Consider the following 16684-nt stretch of genomic DNA (forward strand, 5'->3'; position numbering starts at 1 on the left):
ACGCTTACCCTTCCAAGCGAACATAAGCAATAATCGGAATACGTACAACTACATCTTCTGGTGGTCCATAAGAAGGAGAAGTACGAACAATTACTGCCCCATCCGTCACAGATAAAAGAACGCCTGCAATGATTTCTACAGCTGTCACAACTTGCACTAGTTCACCAACATGGTTACGTAATTCATCAGTAAATAACATATATAACTCTCCTTTCTTACGCTTCTTTAATTGATATAATACTTGTAAATGGTAATAAAACTTCTGTTCCTATTCCTTCTTGCAGTGTTAAGAAATCATCACCAACTGCTACAATCACACCCGTTAACTGTCCAACTGTCACAGTAATCTCTACGTTTTTACCCAAATACTGCTCTGCAATTTCTTTAAAAGGTGATGTATTACATTCTTTTAAAATGTTACAAATAATAGATTGAAATCTACTTGATTCAATAACTTCTTCCGTAGCTTGCTTAGAGTTTCTTTGAATAAATCTCGCGAAGTTTTGTGAAAATAAAAGTCTCTCCACAGCAGGCAATAACTTATTATCTAAAAAATAATCTAATTGTCTATTAAACAATCTCGATAGCTTTTTCCAATACTTACCGAACAAACACATACACTTCTCCTCCTATTATTTTTAAAGTATAAAAACACATCCATACATCTTAATGTATACAGAACAGGCTTTTTTTGTGATAGGTAAGGCATACATTTTTCAAAGAAACCATCTTTTCTAGTCACACAAAAAAGATAGATGGTATCCCATCTATCTTTATGTATATTTTAATTTTTAATTGTAACAATGGCAGCTGCACTATAATAAACCGCTCGTGGTAATTCTGCCTGTTCACTTATAGAAGCTGTAACAAGTGAACCACCACTTGCCGAGAAATACTTAACAGCTTCTAAAGGAATACCATCTTCTTTTACATCAATATGCGTTCCATCTCGCCAATCTATTTTCTGCATTGTTGCTGAGAAATCGCCAGCCACTTTACCAATTTCTTCACCATCCATCCCTAAAAAGGTCCATTCCCACTTTGTTAAACTTAGTACTTGTTTCAACTCTCCAATTTTCTTTCCATCTATATTAGAAAAAGTATAGAAGTTTCGTACTCCCATCTCCTTTTGAACACGCAACAATCTTTCTCCCGAGTGATTATATAAATAAAATTGTTGCTTATGTAGTCCCTTTAAAAGAAAAGAAAGTACAACTTGCCATACACGTTGAATAACAAAATCATACTCTTCTTTTAAAAAACCTAATGCACTGCCATCTAATCCAAAGTACGTTATTACTTGAAATATCCCTACCTCTTTACGAACAACAAATTTTTGCTGCTCAAATAATTCAGAATTCTCTATATTATAAATTTCCTTTTTAAGTATTTTTGATCTTCGTTTTTCCATAAAGCTATATATGAATAATCCAAATGCCGGTATTACAACACTTATTAATTTCAAATTTTCTTTCTCCGAAGTGAATAGCGTCCCTTTTTTATATTCCATCACTAATACAATTGTGACAATAACCCATACAATAATAGATACAAAAAAAATGCGTTTTGCATTACGTGCGTGATGCCTATCTATACTCATACTCCTCCCCCTTTTCCATTTATCCCGCTATTCGCCGGGCAGTAAGACCCCCACTTCAAAATTCAGCGAAAGCAAAGAAGTTAGGTGGGGATCGACTGCCCGTAAAAGCCCGATTGGTGAGGGCTAATAATCAGTGAGGGATGAAGAATCCCCCACTGATTAAAGTTTCACTTTATTTCATTATCCCATTGCCCCTACACTTCCTCAATAAAAAAAGACTATCCAATAGGATAGCCTCTTACACTTCAATATTTCGCAACATCGTATAAATGTCGTTATTCACTTTACCAAACGATTTAATATTATTTTGAATATTAGATAATAAAACGACATACACACTTCCGTTTTTGCTAAATCCATTTAAACAATTCCATCCTGGCATTACACCGTGATTCGAATAACTTCCCGGGTCTACATACCAACCAAATCCGTAATCCTTTTTCACAGCCGTAAACATTTGATTATAACTCTCTTTTGAAATCAGCTTTCCAGAGAAGAGTGCTTCATTAAATAAATATAAATCATGTGCACTCGTATATATATCACCACAACCATATAGTTGTGACATACTTGGAATATTAGGTGTTGTCATATTGTTATTTACTATTTTATAACCTGTTGATGGGAACCTTGTTTGCTCTAACGCTTTACCGAAACCAGAATGTTTCATACCCGCAGTAGCAAAAATATGTTGTTTAATATAGTCTTCTAACGGTTGTCCACTTACCTTCTCAGCGATATAGGCGAGTATCGAATAGTTCGAATCGGAATATTTCCATTTCTCTCCTGGGCTCCCAACACGCTTTTGCTTTCCTATTCGTTTTATCAGTTCTTCATGAGAAATATCCTCTGTTCCTTGCTCATACTCTGGAATTCCTGATGTATGTGTTAGTAAATGCTTTAACTGAATCCCATTACCTTGAGGGAAATCTGGAACATACTTTGCAACCGTATCCTCTACATTTAATTTATTTTGATCCTTTAATTGCATAATAGCAGTCGCTACAAATGCCTTTGAAATAGAACCAATATAAAAAGTTGTCTCTGAATTATTCGGTACTTGTTTCTCTTTGTTCGCCATACCGTATCCTTTATTCAAAAGAACTTTTCCGTTCTTCACAATAACAGCTGTTCCGCTAAATCCTGCGTTTTGTAAATATTGATCTAATTGAGCGTTTTCATTAATTTCTTGAGGTGGTCCCTCAGCAGGCTTTTCCACAGCTTGTGCTTGCTTCACTTGTTCTTCTTGTTCTTCTTGTTCTTCTTGTTCTTCCTGCTCTTTTTGTTTTTGTGCTTCTTGTTTCTTTTTTTCTTCTTCTTTCTTTTTCAGCTCTTCTTGTTTCTTCATTTCTGCCGCTGCTTTTAAAGTTTCTTCTTTCTTATTATGCGCAACAATTTTTGTATACATGAAATATACAAGTGAAAATAGTAAGACGAGAATGATTGTTCTTTTTATGTATACAATCGGCCGACGTGCTTTCCCATTCGCATTATTTTTTTCCTGATCCATGATTGCTTTTTTCCCCTTACTCACCAATAATTTACTTCCTCTACTAAAGATTTATTTTAGCAGATTATGGATACTCTATTCTATATCATCCCTACTTTATCACGCACTGCACATATTACCAACCTATATGTATAAAAAAGAAAAAGAAAATTTACAAAAGTAAGATTCCCGTTAAATCGTTAACATAAAAAAGAGGATATCCTCTAAAAAAATTGATGTTATCAATCTTTTGGGATATCCTCTTATCTCATTATTTATACGTGTTTTTTCATATCATCGGCAACAGATTCAACATTTGTACCTACGATAACTTGGACACTCGTGTTACTTAATTTCATAACACCTTTTGCACCAGCACGTTTTAATGCTGCTTCGTTTACTTGACCAGCATCTTTCACTTGTAAGCGTAGACGTGTTGCACAGTTATCAATAACTGTTAAGTTTTCTTTTCCACCTAAAGCTGCTACGTAAGTTTCACCAATTGAACCTGCAACAGGTGCGTCACCCTCTTCAGCTAGCTCGTCGTCATCTTCGCGACCAGGAGTTTTTAGATCGAACTTCTTAATTAAGAAGTAAAATACAACGAAATAAATTACTGCGTAAATTAAACCGACTCCCGCCAGTAATACTGGTTTTGTTGCAATACCGAAGTTTAAGAAGTAATCGATTGCACCGGCACTAAATGTGAAACCATCGTGAATGCCAAGAGTTGTTGTAATAAATAGAGACAGACCTGTTAATACAGCATGAATACCATATAATACTGGTGATAAGAACATGAATGAGAATTCAATTGGTTCTGTAATACCAGTTAAGAATGAAGTTAATGCTAGACCACCTAACATACCTGTAACCATTTTACGTTTTTCTGGTTTAGCAGCCGCAATCATTGCGAAACATGCTGCTGGTAAACCGAACATCATAACTGGGAAGAAACCAGTCATAAACATACCCGCTGTTTTATCTCCTGCAAGGAAGCGAGCAATATCACCATTTACAACATTACCTGCTGCATTTGTAAAGTCACCAAGTACGAACCAGAAGTATGTGTTCATTACGTGGTGTAAACCGATTGGAATTAATAGACGGTTTAATAAACCAAATAGACCTGAACCAACTGCCCCTAAATTAACAATTCCATGAGCTAATGCATCGATAGCATTTTGAATTGCTGGCCAAATTTGTGCGAATAGAATTCCTAATAGTAACATCACAACCGATGTAACAATCGGAACGAAGCGTTTTCCAGCAAAGAACCCTAACCATTCTGGAAGTTTAATCTTATGGAATTTATTATAAAGAAGTCCTGCTATAACACCGACAATAATACCACCTAAAACTTTCATATCCACTTTAGTCGATAATTCGGCTGCCTTAGATACCTGTGTCATTGTATCTGCAAGCTTAGATGGATCTACATTAGCGCTATTACCTATTAAATCTTGAACTTTGCCTAATTTATCTTGTAATTCTACAGTAGAATATCCCTTACTAAGTGCATCAATACTGTTTTTCATAACTAGATAACCAATTGCACCTGCAAGACCTGCTGCACCACTACCATCAACAGACAAACCGATTGCAATACCAATTGCAAAAATAAGTGCTAAATTATCAAAAACTGCTGCACCGGCCTGTGCCATAACAGGAATATCAAATACATCTGGTTGTCCTAGACGAAGCAATAATCCTGCTGCTGGTAGCACTGCGATTGGAAGCATTAACGCTTTACCAATACGTTGTAGAAACTGCAACATTTTAATTCCCCCTAATTCAATTTATGAAATCGTTATCATTATAAGTACGCCTTAGAAAACGCTTTCTATTTACATAACCATAATAACATATAGTTGTATAGATGTGTAGTTTTTATTTTTGAATTTTTTATGGATAAATCTCCTATTTCCAAACTGTTATATAAAAGGAAAATTCTCCTTTTTTAATATAGAATACTCGAAACGAAATACCTACTATAGAACATGTAACTTTCGTTTTATCATTCCACCTTTTCATGTTATTATTTATTTCCGAGCATATCGGGAAAAGTAAACGTAGTTAATTCGAAATAGGAGCGTTGGTACTATGCAGTGCATTGAAACAAACAACTTACAACAGTTGTTAGAACAAGTAAAACCATATACGAAAAAAGGAAAGCTTGCTACTTATATCCCCGAACTAGGAAATGCAAATCCAGACGATTTAGGGATTGCCATTTTCCATAAAGAAACAGAATATATCCATGCTGGCAACTCACAAACACTATTTACTCTTCAAAGTATTTCAAAAGTAATTACACTTGCACTTGCCCTTTTAGATCGTGGTGAAGAATATGTATTTTCTAAAGTTGGAATGGAACCAACTGGTGATCCATTCAACTCTATTATTAAGTTAGAAACGACAAGTCCTTCTAAGCCACTTAATCCAATGATTAATGCAGGGGCACTAGCTATTACAAGCATGTTAACAGGAAAAGATAATGAAAAAAAAATGGAGCGCATCCTTCATTTTGTACGTGAAATAACAGATAATCCTACCATTAATTATTCTTCTAAAGTTGCCAATTCAGAATTAGAGACAGCTTACTTAAACCGTTCACTTTGTTACTACATGAAACAAAACGGAATTATCGATTGTGACATCGAAGAACTTATGGATTTATACACTCGACAATGTGCAGTTGAAGTAAACTGTATCGATTTAGCACGTATCGGCTTAATTTTTGCGATGGATGGATATGATCCATATAAGAAAAAACAAATTATCCCTAAACATATTACAAAAATCTGTAAAACATTTATGGTTACATGTGGTATGTATAACGAGTCTGGTGAATTTGCGATCCGCGTTGGTATCCCCGCAAAAAGCGGCGTAGCTGGTGGCATTTTCGGCTGCGTAAAAGGAGAAATGGGAATTGGCATTTTCGGACCGGCTTTAGATGCAAACGGAAATAGTATCGCTGGTTTTAAAATTCTTGAACTTCTTTCTGCTCAAGAAGGTTGGAGCATTTTTTAACTCAGAGTTATCCTGCTATACTAGCAGGATTTTTTTCATTTCATAAAAACCTCAACTTTATCCGCTATCCATCCCCTTACAAAACAGTACTAAAAGTTTCTCTATATCATGCATATTTGCTCCCCCCTCCTGAATAATATAGTACAACCTAGCGCTATATGTGGAGGTGTGAAAGATGAAACTAATATTTCAAATGGAAAAACAGCCTGTTCTTGAAAAAACGATTCTTCTTTTTATATTGAGTATTGTAGAAAGCTTGAAGTTAAAAGTGGTTTCACTCGATGAAGCTCACCGATACATATTCAATTTAGAAGTACTTGAACTACTAATGGATCGGAACATCGATGATCAAGTACTTGAACTTATTCATTTCGGAATGGGACTTGAAGACATTCATCATGTGCTTCCTGAAGAACTTGAACATACTATCGAAGAATTAAAGTGGCTCTGTATTCAAGTTTTAAGTGAGTACAGTATGCATGAAGAATCGGAACAACTAATTGAAGATATACGTTGAAAAAGCACCTATGTAGGTGCTTTTAATGTTTTTTTAAACTATTTTTATACGCCTCAATATTTACTGGTAGCTCTTCCTCTTCTAAAGTATGTTCATTTACATCTTTATGAATAAACGCACCTTTAGGCGGTTGATGGTCATGCCCTTTTTTCTTATGATCAAATGCTTTTCCGCGTCCCATACAGATCACCCTTTCTTTAAAAGAAATCCGTATTAGTATGGAGAAAAGTACGTCGATATATGCAATCCTTTGCCATATTTCCAAGGAAATACTCGAATATTGTTTTCTGTTCTCCTCACAATAACTGATCTATCCCAATAAGAATTAATAGCACGCCCGCAATAACAGTAGCCCATTTCCCTAAGTATTCTGCTAAAAATCGTTTTCCTACATAAGCAAAACCACTAATACAAATAAAACTAAACACCCCAGAAATAGTTGCTGTAAGCCACAGATTCAAGTTTGTTACCCCAGCGTCAAATCCACCTGCAATATTATTAATAGACAACGCAACCCCTAAAACAATTGCTTCTGAAAAACTAATTGTTTTAGAACCATCAAAATCTGCTTTTTCTGGATCACGTAAAATGCCCATAAGTACATTACCATCTTTAGAACCTACAGTATTTCTTTGCCCCAAGAAAGGCTGGCACAAAATAAACACACCGATTATACCTAAAACGATTGCTCCAATTAGGTTTGCAGTAAACTCTGAAATAAATAACGCTATCCAGTTCCCAAAAAAGCCAGCTAATAAAGTAAATAAAAAACCAAAAAATGCGATGATAAAATTGTTAAGCCACGAAATTCGAATTTTACGAATGCCATATGCAATCCCAACACCTGCATTATCTAAATTAGAAGCAATACCGATTAAAAAAATTGAAAATAGACCTGCCGTACTCATAAACAGCCACCCCTTTTTCTCACTTTTCAATGCATATTATGAAAATGTTGAGCAACTGTGCCTGTCTGTTTCATATACATGTAAGAAATGCTCAACATTTTTTCAACAATAAAAAAGGAGTGCCTTCACTATGCCTAAAGAAAACCCAAATGAGCGGCTTAGTACATTAATAAAAAAACTTTTAAAAGAACGTGCCTTATCCATGCGTCAATTAGGAATGCATACAAATATTGATCCCGCAACAATCTCAAGAATTATGAATGGTAAACAACCGCCAAAACAAAAACATCTACAAAAATTTGCAGAATGTTTGCAAGTTCCACCCCAATTGTTATTTGATGAAATGTATCCTGATTCTCCTCACATTAATAAAGAAAAGACGGATATGTACACATCTCTTGATACAATTCAGCAAACGCTGCAATCCTCTAACTTATTCGATTTTGACTATACAACAACTCGCGTAAAACAAGAACTTGAAAACTATGAACGCTATGCTCAGACAACAGAAGGTGAAAAACGTATTCATGAAAGTTTCGCGAGTAAATTAGAACAAATTGATAGCGCTGGTCCTTTTATTGAACAATTAACCGATATGTATCAACAATTTTGCAATGAAACTATCTCAAAAGAAGAGCGTGCAGTTCTTGGAGGCGCATTACTGTATTTCATTTTATCGACAGATATTATTCCCGACTATCTCTTTCCAATTGGCTATTTAGATGATGCAATTGCTGTTGAATTAGCGAAAGAAAAATTAATCGAACTAAAACGAAAAACATAGAAAAATAAAGAACTATTTCAGTTGTTTCTGTTCAACTCTGAAATAGTTCACTAAAAAATCGTACAAGTATACATACCTGTACGATTTCAACACACTAATCTATTTTTTCGTGTGACACCATTCATATATAAATGCTGTTATTACTTTTGTAAATTCAATTAACTGTTCTACTTCAACTTTCTCATTTATTGAATGAGCTTCTTCTAATGTACCTGGTCCGTAAATAACAGCTGGAATATGAAATTCACTAAACCAACCACCATCCGTTACCGTTGCAGACATATCTAAAATTGCATTTTTAGATAGAATTGATTCGTGTACTGAGCTAAGAGTTTTTACTGCTTCATGTTCACTATCTACTTCTAAAGAAGGGAAAATTTCGCCACGATCCACAATCATTGATTCTCCGCCCCACTTAAATTGTGGTGGATTTTCACTTAACCATGGATCGGCAGCCGCTACTTTCTCAATATACTCTTCAATTTCTTTTATTATTTGTTCATGTGTTTCATTCGGATAGAAGTGCACCGTTATCCATAACCGGCACTCATCCGCAATAAATGCTGCATGCCGTCCGCCTTCAATAACAGCTGGGTTAATTGTTGTTGTTCCAGATGGATAACCTTCATATGTTTTCATAACTGCCCAATGACGCTCTAATTCTTGTAAACTTTGTACAATTTTCATCATTTTTTCAATCGCACTCGCTCCGAATAAACGTCCTCCAGCATGAATCATTTGCCTGCGTGTTGCATCATGAAACGTCTGGGGGCTTTTCACAGTAATCCATCCAGTAATTACGCCGCCCTGTCCTTGCATATGTAAATCACTTGTATCCACTACGACTGCAAAATCAGCATCATAACCTCTTTTGCAGCATTGAAGTGTACCTGCTTCTCCAACTTCTTCCCCAATTACTGATTGAAAGATTAAATCTCCAGGTAATTCAATGCCAGCTTCTTGTAACAGTTGAATAGCAAATAGTGCTCCAGCCAGTCCTCCTTTCATATCCGCCGCACCACGTCCAACTAACCAACCATCTTTTATAAATGGCTCAAACGGATTGGTTTCCCACGCTTCATCTACCGATACTTCTGCTACATCCGCATGTCCATTAATAATAAGACTTTTATGTGTGTCACTTTCTAGCCCTTTTCTCACCCCAACAACGTTCGGGTCATTCGGATATACATCCCATTTATCAACACTAAAATTTCGTTTTTTTAGAAAATCTGCAACAAATTCTTGCGCCTCATTTGTGTTTCTCGCCGGCGGTGCTGGTGTTTCAAAACGAATTAAAGTCTTTGTAAGCTCTAGTAACTCATCTTTTCGTAAATCAATCTGTTCTAATAGCTGTGAAACTTCTTGATTCATCGCTAGTTCCCCTTTGCATACATAGTATGTTTCCAGCTTTATTGTCACAAAAAAAGAGACTGTTTACAATTTTACAGTCTCTTTTTTTAGCATAAGTTTCTAATATATTTACAAACTTTCTGCCTCTGTTGTATTCGTTTTTTCAATATGTTCTACCTTACGTGCCTTATTTCTTGTCGCACGGTAAAACAGTAAACAAACAATCATAAATGGAATACCACAATATAATGCCATTCTTTGTTCTGGAATAAAAGCCATACCAACAATTACTGTTACATTTAATACTAACGCAAGCAGTGGTACGAATGGATACAGCGGTGTTTTAAATTTCAAGTCCTTCACATCCCCGCCCTGCTTAATGTATGACCTTCTAGCCAACAAGTTAGATAGAGCAATAGATGCCCAAACTAATATCGCCCCGAACCCGGCAATAGAAAGTAGCCATAAATAAACTGTATCTTCCGCATAAATACCTGATAGTAATGAAAGGCAACCTACAATTGTACTTACAATCAATGCATAAATAGGAACACCATTTTTAGATAACTTACCGAAAATTGGACTAATCATTCCTTGATTAGACATAGACCATAGCATACGAGAAGTTGCATATAATCCTGAATTCGCAACGGATAGAACCGCTGTAATAATAACGAAATTTATAATATCGGCTGCATAAGGAATACCAATTTTATCAAATACAACTACGAATGGACTTTCTATCACTCCCGCTTGCTGCCAAGGGAATAAGCCTGCAAGAATGAAAATAGATAATACAAAGAACACAAGTATACGCCAAACTGTATTATTAATTGCCTTCGGAATCGTTTTCTCTGGATTTTCACTCTCTCCAGCTGCAATACCAACTAGTTCCGTTCCTTGGAAGGAAAAATTAACTGCAATCATCGTAATTAAAATGGCTGATAATCCATTTGGAAACAACCCACCATAATCAGTAAAGCTAGAGAACATCGGTGCTGGTTCATTTCCTTTCATATCTAGAAAACCAAACATTGCTGCCCCGCCTAAAATAATAAATGCAATGATTGTAATTACTTTAATACTTGCAAACCAAAATTCAACTTCTGCAAAACTTCTTGAAGATAACGCATTGATAGCAAAGAGAAGCACCGCAAACGCTACACACCAAATCCATGACGGTACATCAGGAAACCATCGTTTCATTAAAATACTAACTGCAATCAGTTCAATACCTATCGTAGCAGACCAGTTTAGCCATGACATCCAGCCGACTACATAACCCGCTGCAGGGGAAATGTGCTTTGTAGCATACGTTTGATAAGATCCTGCGTCAGGCATCGCAACAGCTAACTCTCCAAGACAGAGCATCGTTAAATACATAACAAATCCTCCAACAAGATACGCTACAATCGCTCCTCCAGGCCCAGCTTCATGAATTGTATACCCAGATCCTAAAAAAAGACCGGTACCAATAACTCCTCCAAGTGCAATCATAAAGATGTGCCTGCTTTTCAATTCCCTTTTTAACCCTTGGTTTTGATCCATCATATAAATCCCCCCTTTTCACTTTGGAAACCCATTTCATGTAAGCGTTTTTAAAAATGTTCATAATAAGAATAATTATTGAAAAGAGCAAAATACATAGTATCAATCACTACCTGTTATTAAAAGATCATCCCTCACTGTTATTAATAACTTTTTATCAGCGATAGCTTGTCCTTCTACTACTTCTAATGATTCGATATATCCACTGATTCCTACTTTAATTTCTACTTTCTGTTTATCTATTGTTTCAATTAACGCTAATTTCTCCCACTCGTATACGTAAGAACTTTCCGTAACAAATAACTTCTCTACTTTCCCGTAACAAGGACTATACACGCCTTCTATAACCATCTTCACTTTATAAACTCCTCCTTCTTATTAATCGGTACTGAAACGTTGCATATCCCTCCTTTAGAGATTTCAACTATTATTTATGCAAAATGCGTACCAATCTCCAATTCCTATTTAAAATGAAGGTTTCTCAAAAAAAAATCTTCATAACCGCAAAATTTTTCTATCATTTGAGAAGTTTTAAAGGGAAAATAGCAAAAAAATTTTGCGATTTTATAAGAATTTTAATAAAATTATAAAAAGTCAGTCTTCATAGGGTGAAATGAGGAGAAGATAATCTATGCGTACAGAAGAAATTAATTTTAAACAGATCATTGAAATGAATATGCTATATGAAACTTTACTCAATGAGCTCGATATCGGGATTCATATTATTAATGAGGAAAGTAAAACGATTATCTATAACCGCAAAATGATGGAAATTGAATCAATGGAACGCTCAGATGTGCTATATAAAAGTCCTTTAGAAGTATTCGCATTTGAAGAAAATAAAAATAGTACTCTAATAGAGGCATTAAAATTAGGAAAAACAAACAAAAATATAAAACAAACGTATTTTAACAATAAAGGGCAAGAAATTACAACAATTAACAATACTTTCCCTATAATAGAAAACGGAAAAATTAAAGGCGCTATTGAAATTTCAACAGAGATTAGCCATTTCAAAAAAACAATGAAAACGAACCTTTCTCGAAAACAAAATAATAAGTTTACCTTTGATCACATAATCGGTGATTCTAATGCTATTCAATCTGTCATTACAGAAGCAAAGAGAGTAATTCGTACATCCTCATCCATACTTCTCGTAGGAGAAACAGGGACCGGTAAAGAACTATTTGCACAAAGTATCCATAATGAAAGTCAACGTTCAACAAAACCATTTATTTCACAAAACTGTGCCGCTATACCTGATACACTCATGGAAAGCTTATTATTTGGTACGAACCGAGGTGCATTTACAGGAGCTATCGATAAAGCTGGTTTATTTGAAGAAGCAAATGGAGGAACTTTGTTATTAGATGAGATCAACTCATTAAGTCCAGCACTTCAAGCGAAGTTACTACGAGCTATACAAGAAAAAACAATACGAAGAATCGGAGGCACACAAGAAAAAGAAATTGATGTTCGTATTATAGCAACTATTAATGAAGATCCTCTTGAAGCTATTACACATAATCGATTACGGGAAGACTTATATTACCGATTAAGCGTCGTTACTTTATGTCTCCCGCCTTTACGTGAACGAAAAGAAGATATTCCTGATCTTGTGCAGCACTTTATCGAAAAGTACAACATTCAATTTGGACTTGGCGTAACGGATCTAGATGTACATGTAAGAGAATTCTTGTATGCATATGATTGGCCTGGAAACGTACGAGAATTGGAACATATCATTGAAGGTTCGATGAATTTAGTTGAAGATGAAAATATTATTACAGCGTTTCATCTTCCCGCTCGCTTTCGTGAACAAATAAAAAAAGAATTCAATATGCAACCTTCCCTAACTAATAACGAGGATGATGCACCTAAAACGTTAAAGCACACAATAGAGACAATGGAGAAGAACTACATCAATCAAATTCTGACAGAGTATCACGGTAATATCTCACAGGCTGCAAAGTTTTTAGGATTAAGTAGGCAAAACTTACAATATCGAATTAAAAAATTGCATTTACACATATGAAATGAAACTTTAATCAAATATAGGATGAATCCGCTTCCAAGTACAAATGAAAATTGGGAAAATATGCTACAATAAACATATAACATACTAGAAAGGAACGATATATATGAGTAATGATAACAAATTAAAGTTATTACACTACTTAGCCTTCTTCCCTACCCTTGTATGTATGATGTTACTAGTTGATATGAATGCTTATCCTTATGCAAAACTATTAGCAACAATTAGCGGCTCCTTTGCAGCTATTATGCTTGCTGCTTTTTGGAATTTGAAGATACGTATGAAGAAAGAAAAATCTTCTTAATGCCAAAACAATAAAAAAATCGAGCTTACACAGCTCGATTTTTTTATTGTTTATTAAAATTCAACATTCTCCAAATACAAACCACTCGCCTCAGCAAGACAATTAATTTGATTACGTTGTTTTTCCTCTAAAATATTTGGGATTGCGTCCGCATCTAATTGTCCTAATCCAACTTCAATTAATGCTCCAACAATTTTTCGTACCATGTTATGAAGGAATCCGTTACCACTTACTCTAATTTGTACAAATCCTGCTTCTTCCATCACTTCAAGTGTATATACTTCTCGAACCATAGACTTTTTCTTTGATTTCGCATTTGAAAAAGCAGTAAAGTCATGTGAACCAACTAAATGTTTCGCAGCTTCTTTCATGCTTTTCACATTTAATTTTTTATTCACATGCATGCTGTATTTACGCATAAATGGATTTGTATGCTCTTCATTCCAAATTTTATAAAGATATGTTTTTGCTTTAGAATTATAACGAGCATGGAAGCGATCTTGTACTTCTTCTACATTCGTAATGCTAATATCGTTGGGTAAATATTGATTTAAATATTTTTTCACTTTATGTTCCACTAACTTCTCATCACTTTGAAAGTTAGCAACTTGATTCAAAGCATGTACACCCGCATCTGTTCTACTACAACCGATAATTTCAATTTCTTTTCCGATCATTTCAGATATGACACTCTCGATTTTTCCTTGAATTGTATTATCGTTATTACCGAGACGTTGCCATCCTTTAAAACGTGCACCATCGTACTGAATCGTTAATTTATAATTATTCATTTTACTCTCCTTCATAGAAAATATTCCCTCATATCGTGAGGGAATATGAATAAACTTTACTTTCTAACAAGCTTCACTACATTTTCTACATGGGCTGTATGTGGGAACATATCAACTGGTTGTACATATTCCACTTCATAACTCTTCATTAATGCTTGTACATCACGTGCTAATGAAGAAGGATTACAAGATACGTAAACAACTTGTTTTGGTTTCACTTTTAAAATTGTTTCCAGTAATTTATCATCGCAACCTGTACGAGGTGGATCGACAACAATTACATCTGGACGCCATCCTTCTTTTACCCATTTCGGTAACCATTGTTCAGCTTTACCTGCTTCATATTTCGTATTTGTAAATCCGTGACGCTTCGCATTTTTTCTTGCATCTTCAATCGCTTCTGGAATTACATCCATACCACGTACTTCCGCTGCATCATTTGCAAGCCAAAGACCGATTGTACCAACACCACAATAAGCATCTACAATTTTCTCATCGCCTGTTAAAGCAGCTGCTTTTTTCGCTTCATCGTATAAAACAACTGTTTGTTCTGGATTTAACTGGAAGAATGCACGTGCTGATAATTCAAATGATAAATCACCTAGTGTTTCTTGAATTACTTCTTTTCCAGCTAATTTAAATGTTTTATCACCGAAAATAACAGATGTTTTACGCCAGTTTACGTTTTGCATAATTGATTTAACAGCTGGCATCTGTTTTTGTACTTCTGCGATAAATTGATCTTTATTTGGTAATTCTTCTTTTGTTGTAATAAGTGTAACTTGTACTTCCCCTGTTTGAACTGCAGTACGTGTCACAATTGTGCGTACTAAACCTTTTTGTTTTTTCTCATTGTAAATAGAAACATTTAATTTTTCTAATATACGTCTTACAACTTTTGTCGCTTCATTCGTTGCTTTATGTTGAATCATACAGTGAGCAATATCAATTAACTGATGTGAATTTTGCTTATACAGCCCTGTAATAACCTTTTCGTCTTTACGTCCCACTTGTAATTGACTCTTATTACGATAATGCCATGGGTTTTCCATACCAAGCGTTGGACGAATTTTTTCTTCCAAACTGTTGTTCATATACTTCTCGAATGCTTGTACGACGATATCACGCTTTTGATTTAATTGTTCTTTATAATCTAAATGTTGCAGCTGACAACCGCCACACTCTTCATATACCGGACATGGTGCTTTCACACGATGTGGTGAAGCTTTACGAACTTTTTTCACTTTCGCTTCAGCGAAGCCACGCTGAATTTTCGTTGTTTCAGCAACAACTTCTTCTCCTGGTAATGCCCCTGGAATGAAAACAACTTGTCTCTTAAAATAACCAACGCCTTCTCCGTTAATCCCAAGACGTTTAATTGTCACAGGAAACGTTTGACCAACTTCCAACTTACTCTCATGTTGCTTTTGTATCATTATTACACCTCTACTCTATACTTTTCCATAAATATAACGCTGCATAACTGCAGTATGGTTCACACTCTTGTTTCACTTTTTCTAAAAATGCATCATCAGGTTTATCATCTAATTGAAATACACCTTGCACTGCACGCTGAATCCCAATGTCCGCTTTCGGAAACATATTTTTCCGTCCAAGCCCGAACATTAAAAAATTTTGCACTGTCCATGTACCAATCCCCCTAATTGGTAACAATTGTGCGGAAACCTCTTCATCCGCCCTGGTTTCTATACTCGCTAAATTTAATGTACCGCTGACAATACTTCGACCTAACCCTACTATATATTCAGCCTTTCGCTGACTAAACTTCTGCTCCCTCAATTCTTCTATTGAAATATTTGCTACTATTTCTGGAGTGGGGAAAAAGAATACACCGTTCTTCTCTGTTCCATATCGTTTCACAAACTGTTCTGTTAACACAGTAGCAAATTTCAAATTTATTTGTTGATGAATGATACAGCGAAGAAGACAAGCAAAATAATCAAACTCTAAAATAATTGGAGTATAAGCATATGTTTCAAATAGTGGACGTAATGATGTGTTTAAAAAATGATTTTGTATATCTTGAAACGGTTCATTCCAATGAAAAATGGCCCTCATTCGTTTCATGACTTTCTCTTGATCTCCTGCCTGACTAGAGATCCAAAACTGTGGATTTTGAACAGTACCAATCCCTTGCAAGCGAACAACAATCTGTTCCTCGTCTATACAAAGCGGGACATAAATGACTTTCTCATCTAATTGAATGACGTTAAGAGGATCAAAAGATAAACGTTTTAATACCTCTTCAAAATGATACGGATACTCTAACGTAACATGTTCGCTCCACATACGTTTCCCCAT

The 16684-nt window shown here is 35.2% G+C and carries 19 protein-coding genes; 5 read left to right on the forward strand and 14 right to left on the reverse strand.

Annotation, left to right across the window (positions count from 1 at the left end; translation table 11 throughout):
• Positions 1 to 4: 4 nt before the first annotated feature.
• The 6 genes from RBB48_RS23475 to RBB48_RS31720 form a co-directional block, all read right to left on the reverse strand.
• The gene (locus RBB48_RS23475; protein WP_000899469.1) at positions 5 to 199 is read right to left on the reverse strand and encodes an LSm family protein; all 195 of its coding nucleotides are present in this window, start codon (positions 197 to 199) and stop codon (positions 5 to 7) included.
• Between the two features lie 16 nt (positions 200 to 215).
• Positions 216 to 617, reverse strand: a complete 402-nt coding sequence (locus RBB48_RS23480; RefSeq protein ID WP_046953685.1) for an LSm family protein — start codon at positions 615 to 617, stop codon at positions 216 to 218.
• A 167-nt stretch (positions 618 to 784) separates the two neighbouring features.
• The gene (locus RBB48_RS23485; RefSeq protein WP_088609561.1) at positions 785 to 1600 is read right to left on the reverse strand and encodes a sugar ABC transporter ATP-binding protein; all 816 of its coding nucleotides are present in this window, start codon (positions 1598 to 1600) and stop codon (positions 785 to 787) included.
• A gap of 238 nt (positions 1601 to 1838) precedes the next feature.
• A complete protein-coding gene (locus RBB48_RS23490) occupies positions 1839 to 3110 on the reverse strand; it encodes a serine hydrolase domain-containing protein (protein ID WP_306008159.1) in 1272 nt (423 codons plus the stop codon).
• A 254-nt stretch (positions 3111 to 3364) separates the two neighbouring features.
• Positions 3365 to 4867 carry an N-acetylglucosamine-specific PTS transporter subunit IIBC gene (nagE, locus tag RBB48_RS23495; protein ID WP_048567302.1) on the reverse strand — a complete coding sequence of 501 codons (1503 nt, stop codon included), beginning with the start codon at positions 4865 to 4867 and terminating at the stop codon, positions 3365 to 3367.
• A 142-nt stretch (positions 4868 to 5009) separates the two neighbouring features.
• A complete protein-coding gene (locus RBB48_RS31720) occupies positions 5010 to 5123 on the reverse strand; it encodes a transcriptional regulator (protein WP_074651593.1) in 114 nt (37 codons plus the stop codon).
• Positions 5124 to 5192: 69 nt separating this feature from the next.
• On the opposite strand from RBB48_RS31720, the gene glsA reads away from it, so the two are divergent.
• Positions 5193 to 6122, forward strand: coding sequence for a glutaminase A (gene glsA, locus RBB48_RS23500; RefSeq protein ID WP_001149862.1), 930 nt, complete (start codon positions 5193 to 5195; stop codon positions 6120 to 6122).
• Positions 6123 to 6297: 175 nt separating this feature from the next.
• Positions 6298 to 6639 (forward strand): DUF3969 family protein, encoded by a 342-nt coding sequence (locus RBB48_RS23505; RefSeq protein WP_000766602.1) that lies wholly within the window; start codon positions 6298 to 6300, stop codon positions 6637 to 6639.
• A gap of 22 nt (positions 6640 to 6661) precedes the next feature.
• Here the strand turns inward: RBB48_RS23505 and RBB48_RS23510 are convergent, their stop codons facing one another.
• Complete coding sequence (locus RBB48_RS23510; RefSeq protein ID WP_000532409.1) at positions 6662 to 6820, reverse strand: hypothetical protein; 159 nt, start codon at positions 6818 to 6820, stop codon at positions 6662 to 6664.
• Positions 6821 to 6935: 115 nt separating this feature from the next.
• Positions 6936 to 7547 carry a manganese efflux pump gene (locus RBB48_RS23515; protein ID WP_000100745.1) on the reverse strand — a complete coding sequence of 204 codons (612 nt, stop codon included), beginning with the start codon at positions 7545 to 7547 and terminating at the stop codon, positions 6936 to 6938.
• A 130-nt stretch (positions 7548 to 7677) separates the two neighbouring features.
• On the opposite strand from RBB48_RS23515, the gene RBB48_RS23520 reads away from it, so the two are divergent.
• The gene (locus RBB48_RS23520; protein ID WP_001123723.1) at positions 7678 to 8331 is read left to right on the forward strand and encodes a DUF1232 domain-containing protein; all 654 of its coding nucleotides are present in this window, start codon (positions 7678 to 7680) and stop codon (positions 8329 to 8331) included.
• 99 nt (positions 8332 to 8430) lie between these two features.
• On the opposite strand, the gene RBB48_RS23525 is transcribed toward RBB48_RS23520, so the two are convergent.
• The 3 genes from RBB48_RS23525 to RBB48_RS23535 all read right to left on the reverse strand — a co-directional run bounded on the left by RBB48_RS23525 (position 8431) and on the right by RBB48_RS23535 (position 11589).
• Positions 8431 to 9753 (reverse strand): acetylornithine deacetylase, encoded by a 1323-nt coding sequence (locus RBB48_RS23525; protein ID WP_306008160.1) that lies wholly within the window; start codon positions 9751 to 9753, stop codon positions 8431 to 8433.
• A 60-nt stretch (positions 9754 to 9813) separates the two neighbouring features.
• Positions 9814 to 11235, reverse strand: coding sequence for an amino acid permease (locus RBB48_RS23530; RefSeq protein WP_000969239.1), 1422 nt, complete (start codon positions 11233 to 11235; stop codon positions 9814 to 9816).
• Positions 11236 to 11334: 99 nt separating this feature from the next.
• Positions 11335 to 11589, reverse strand: coding sequence for a biotin/lipoyl-containing protein (locus RBB48_RS23535; protein WP_000784766.1), 255 nt, complete (start codon positions 11587 to 11589; stop codon positions 11335 to 11337).
• Between the two features lie 274 nt (positions 11590 to 11863).
• On the opposite strand from RBB48_RS23535, the gene RBB48_RS23540 reads away from it, so the two are divergent.
• Together RBB48_RS23540 and RBB48_RS23545 are read left to right on the forward strand one after the other, a co-directional pair.
• Positions 11864 to 13267 carry a sigma-54 interaction domain-containing protein gene (locus RBB48_RS23540; protein ID WP_306008161.1) on the forward strand — a complete coding sequence of 468 codons (1404 nt, stop codon included), beginning with the start codon at positions 11864 to 11866 and terminating at the stop codon, positions 13265 to 13267.
• 106 nt (positions 13268 to 13373) lie between these two features.
• The gene (locus RBB48_RS23545; protein ID WP_097889303.1) at positions 13374 to 13571 is read left to right on the forward strand and encodes a hypothetical protein; all 198 of its coding nucleotides are present in this window, start codon (positions 13374 to 13376) and stop codon (positions 13569 to 13571) included.
• A 53-nt stretch (positions 13572 to 13624) separates the two neighbouring features.
• Here the strand turns inward: RBB48_RS23545 and truA are convergent, their stop codons facing one another.
• Genes truA through RBB48_RS23560 form a run of 3 tightly spaced genes read right to left on the reverse strand, consistent with a single transcriptional unit; the run spans position 13625 to position 16672 of the window.
• Positions 13625 to 14362 carry a tRNA pseudouridine(38-40) synthase TruA gene (gene truA / locus RBB48_RS23550; protein WP_075313210.1) on the reverse strand — a complete coding sequence of 246 codons (738 nt, stop codon included), beginning with the start codon at positions 14360 to 14362 and terminating at the stop codon, positions 13625 to 13627.
• A 56-nt stretch (positions 14363 to 14418) separates the two neighbouring features.
• A complete protein-coding gene (gene rlmD / locus RBB48_RS23555; protein ID WP_000615214.1) occupies positions 14419 to 15798 on the reverse strand; it encodes a 23S rRNA (uracil(1939)-C(5))-methyltransferase RlmD in 1380 nt (459 codons plus the stop codon).
• A gap of 10 nt (positions 15799 to 15808) precedes the next feature.
• Entirely contained in the window at positions 15809 to 16672 is an 864-nt protein-coding gene (locus RBB48_RS23560; RefSeq protein ID WP_000269433.1) for a DNA-3-methyladenine glycosylase family protein, read from the reverse strand.
• Positions 16673 to 16684 lie beyond the last annotated feature (12 nt).

It is taken from the genome of Bacillus sp. MMSF_3353, from assembly GCF_030733445.1.
Classification (GTDB): domain Bacteria; phylum Bacillota; class Bacilli; order Bacillales; family Bacillaceae_G; genus Bacillus_A; species Bacillus_A wiedmannii.

What these genes read in the sequence shown, in the direction of transcription:
- RBB48_RS23520 (WP_001123723.1), top strand. Translation starts at nt 7,678, where the DNA reads ATGCCTAAAGAAAACCCAAATGAGCGGCTTAGTACATTAATAAAAAAA.
- glsA (WP_001149862.1), top strand. Translation starts at nt 5,193, where the DNA reads ATGCAGTGCATTGAAACAAACAACTTACAACAGTTGTTAGAACAAGTA.
- RBB48_RS23540 (WP_306008161.1), top strand. Translation starts at nt 11,864, where the DNA reads ATGCGTACAGAAGAAATTAATTTTAAACAGATCATTGAAATGAATATG.
- RBB48_RS31720 (WP_074651593.1), bottom strand. Translation starts at nt 5,123, where the DNA reads ATGAAAAGGTGGAATGATAAAACGAAAGTTACATGTTCTATAGTAGGT.
- RBB48_RS23485 (WP_088609561.1), bottom strand. Translation starts at nt 1,600, where the DNA reads ATGAGTATAGATAGGCATCACGCACGTAATGCAAAACGCATTTTTTTT.
- RBB48_RS23545 (WP_097889303.1), top strand. Translation starts at nt 13,374, where the DNA reads ATGAGTAATGATAACAAATTAAAGTTATTACACTACTTAGCCTTCTTC.
- rlmD (WP_000615214.1), bottom strand. Translation starts at nt 15,798, where the DNA reads ATGATACAAAAGCAACATGAGAGTAAGTTGGAAGTTGGTCAAACGTTT.
- nagE (WP_048567302.1), bottom strand. Translation starts at nt 4,867, where the DNA reads ATGTTGCAGTTTCTACAACGTATTGGTAAAGCGTTAATGCTTCCAATC.
- RBB48_RS23560 (WP_000269433.1), bottom strand. Translation starts at nt 16,672, where the DNA reads ATGTGGAGCGAACATGTTACGTTAGAGTATCCGTATCATTTTGAAGAG.
- truA (WP_075313210.1), bottom strand. Translation starts at nt 14,362, where the DNA reads ATGAATAATTATAAATTAACGATTCAGTACGATGGTGCACGTTTTAAA.
- RBB48_RS23515 (WP_000100745.1), bottom strand. Translation starts at nt 7,547, where the DNA reads ATGAGTACGGCAGGTCTATTTTCAATTTTTTTAATCGGTATTGCTTCT.
- RBB48_RS23490 (WP_306008159.1), bottom strand. Translation starts at nt 3,110, where the DNA reads ATGGATCAGGAAAAAAATAATGCGAATGGGAAAGCACGTCGGCCGATT.
- RBB48_RS23530 (WP_000969239.1), bottom strand. Translation starts at nt 11,235, where the DNA reads ATGATGGATCAAAACCAAGGGTTAAAAAGGGAATTGAAAAGCAGGCAC.
- RBB48_RS23480 (WP_046953685.1), bottom strand. Translation starts at nt 617, where the DNA reads ATGTGTTTGTTCGGTAAGTATTGGAAAAAGCTATCGAGATTGTTTAAT.
- RBB48_RS23510 (WP_000532409.1), bottom strand. Translation starts at nt 6,820, where the DNA reads ATGGGACGCGGAAAAGCATTTGATCATAAGAAAAAAGGGCATGACCAT.
- RBB48_RS23475 (WP_000899469.1), bottom strand. Translation starts at nt 199, where the DNA reads ATGTTATTTACTGATGAATTACGTAACCATGTTGGTGAACTAGTGCAA.
- RBB48_RS23505 (WP_000766602.1), top strand. Translation starts at nt 6,298, where the DNA reads ATGAAACTAATATTTCAAATGGAAAAACAGCCTGTTCTTGAAAAAACG.